The following is a 2,273-nucleotide window of genomic DNA, read 5'->3' on the forward strand; positions in this document are numbered from 1 at the left end:
AGCGCTGCCCGCGGCCCGCCGACCGCGACGCGAAGCGGCGCAGTTGCGTGCCCAGGCCCCGGCGAGGATGATCCCGCGCATGCGCCGAGCGTAGGCCGCGGTGGAAGCCAACCGTCCGCGCGGGTCGTCCGCCGCGGACTCAGCTCTCAGTGTCGCCGTCGCAGCTCGCGGATCACCCGGTGCTGCTCGATGAGCAGATTAGCCACGGACTGCCCCTGCGCCCCCTCCTGCAACCTCGCCAGGTTGAGCTGGTCCTCGGTGCGGGCCAGGCGGGCGATGAGCTCGCGCACGGTCAGGGCCTCAAGCGACGGTGCCACGGCGCCGAGCTGCGGCGGGTCCTGACCGTCCTCGTGAGGGACGGGCGAGGAGGGGAGTGCTCGAGTGTCCACATCCGTGTCCTTCCGTGATGGTGTCAGGGCCGCTGTGCCCGGGTGAGCTCCTCACGCAGGTCGTCGACCTCGTCCTGCAGGTCCATGACCATGGCGATGCCGGCGGTGTTGAGCCCGGCATCGAGGAGTGCGTCGATGCGGCGCAGCCGCACCAGGTCGTCGTCGCTGTAGCGCCGGGTGCCACCGGGCGTGCGGTCGGGCGTCAGCAGTCCCTGCGTCTCGTACCACCGCAGCTGCTGCGACCCCATGCCCACGAGGTCCGCTGCCACGGAGATCCCGTAGACGCCGCGTGCCGGGTCGGTCGCCGTCATGTCTCTCCCGAGGGGTCTTGATCGTTGCGTGGGCTGTTGCTATAAAAAATCTATCACCACCACAACAGATGTGGATAGGACATCACGAGGGAAGGAGTTGGACACGATGGCACAGATGCTGATGCGCACCGATCCGTTTCGAGAGCTCGACCGGGTCACGCAGCAGCTGTTCCGAGGTGACGGCAGCCCGGCGCCCACGGCGATGCCCATGGACGCTTGGCGCGAGGGCGAGACCTTTTTCGTCGAGTTCGACCTGCCCGGGCTGGTCTCGGAGGACATCGACCTGGACGTCGAGCGCAACGTCGTCACCGTGACGGCCGAGCGCCCGGCCAAGGAGGGCTCGGTGGAGATGCTCGCCGCCGAGCGCCGCCGCGGGACCTTCAGCCGCCAGCTGGTCCTCGGGGACAACCTCGACACCGCGCACATCGAGGCCTCCTACGATGCCGGTGTACTCACCTTGCGGATCCCCGTCGCCGAGCAGGCCAAGCCCCGCAAGATCGAGATCGCCGGCGGTCGCAGCGATGACCGCAAGGCGATCGACGCCTGACCGAGGTGCGTCATGCCCGCCCACATCGTTCAGCACGACGACCTCACCGAGGCCACGATCGAGCGCTTCCTCGAGATCGTCCTGGAGGACGACGAGCTGTTCCTCCTGGAGCTCGCGGCCGTCCTTGACTCCGACCCGCCTGTGACGACGGGCGCCGAGGAGCGGCGCGAGCGCCCGTGGCCGGACGTCGGCAGCGCCGAGCCTGGCGTCCCCGAGGCGATCGTGCACCCGCCGCCGATCGAACCCTGGGCCCGGGAGCGCTCCCCTCCGGACACACCGGTCGCCTGCTGGAGGCCGCCGCCCCGCCCCCCGTCCTTCACCCACCGGCGCTGGGACACCACGGCGCCAGGGTCACGATGACACCACCGACAGCGGGGGCCGGGCCCGGCCTTCGGCGGAGCTGGGCTGACAGCCGGAGTACCGCGACTTCCGCTCGAGGCTGGCCGCGACGATCGACTGGTACAAGGCCAACGAGGACTGGTGGCGTCCGCAGACGTCGGCCCCGAGGCGCGGTACGCGACCGCGGAGCAGGTGCTGCAGATCCTCTCGCGCATCCGCACGCGCTCTCCCGGCGCGTGCGGCGTCTCCGCGGGGCTGGCCTGCGCCCATGACTCCGTCACTGCGGCAAGCGGTCCTTCCCTTCGTCGGACTGTCCGTGCTGCTCGTCCTCGTCGTGGGGCTTAATCGCCGTGCTGGCCAACTTCCGGCAGGAGAGCGCCACCGAGACCGGCTCCGCCTCCCTTCCGCCCACGACGACGCAGGAGTCGACGCAGGCGCCCCGCCGGACCATGGACCAGGTGCGCGAAGCCGTCGCGGCCGACGACTCCCGGGTGCTCGTGCTCGGGGAGTCGACGCGCAACGGCAACGACGAATGGGTGCACCTGTGGGCCGGCAGTCGAGAGATGCCGGTGGCGTCGTGGGACACCGACAGCGAAGCGGGATATCGCGGCGAGGGCGAGGACACCCGGGTGTGGTCGGGCGCGATGTTCAGCGCCACCGCCCACGAACCGCTGGAGCACGAGGAGA

Annotated in this window: 5 protein-coding genes; 3 read left to right on the top strand and 2 right to left on the bottom strand. The window is 70.5% G+C overall.

Going from position 1 to position 2,273, the window contains the following annotated elements:
• Positions 1–146: 146 nt before the first annotated feature.
• Positions 147–389 carry a hypothetical protein gene (locus JCO01S_RS15180; RefSeq protein ID WP_068257666.1) on the bottom strand — a complete coding sequence of 81 codons (243 nt, stop codon included), beginning with the start codon at positions 387–389 and terminating at the stop codon, positions 147–149.
• Between the two features lie 23 nt (positions 390–412).
• Positions 413–700 carry a MerR family transcriptional regulator gene (locus JCO01S_RS15185; RefSeq protein WP_068257669.1) on the bottom strand — a complete coding sequence of 96 codons (288 nt, stop codon included), beginning with the start codon at positions 698–700 and terminating at the stop codon, positions 413–415.
• Positions 701–815: 115 nt separating this feature from the next.
• On the opposite strand from JCO01S_RS15185, the gene JCO01S_RS15190 reads away from it, so the two are divergent.
• The 3 genes from JCO01S_RS15190 to JCO01S_RS15200 form a co-directional block, all read left to right on the top strand.
• Positions 816–1,247, top strand: a complete 432-nt coding sequence (locus tag JCO01S_RS15190; protein WP_068257675.1) for an Hsp20/alpha crystallin family protein — start codon at positions 816–818, stop codon at positions 1,245–1,247.
• Between the two features lie 12 nt (positions 1,248–1,259).
• On the top strand, positions 1,260–1,607 hold the full coding sequence (locus JCO01S_RS15195) for a hypothetical protein (protein ID WP_068257672.1): 348 nt from the start codon (positions 1,260–1,262) through the stop codon (positions 1,605–1,607).
• Positions 1,608–1,936: 329 nt separating this feature from the next.
• Positions 1,937–2,273 (top strand): hypothetical protein (locus JCO01S_RS15200; RefSeq protein WP_157074663.1); only part of this gene is annotated, 337 nt, incomplete at its 3' end.

Origin of the sequence: Janibacter corallicola NBRC 107790 (genome assembly GCF_001570965.1) — a bacterium.
Taxonomy (GTDB): Bacteria; Actinomycetota; Actinomycetes; order Actinomycetales; family Dermatophilaceae; genus Janibacter; species Janibacter corallicola.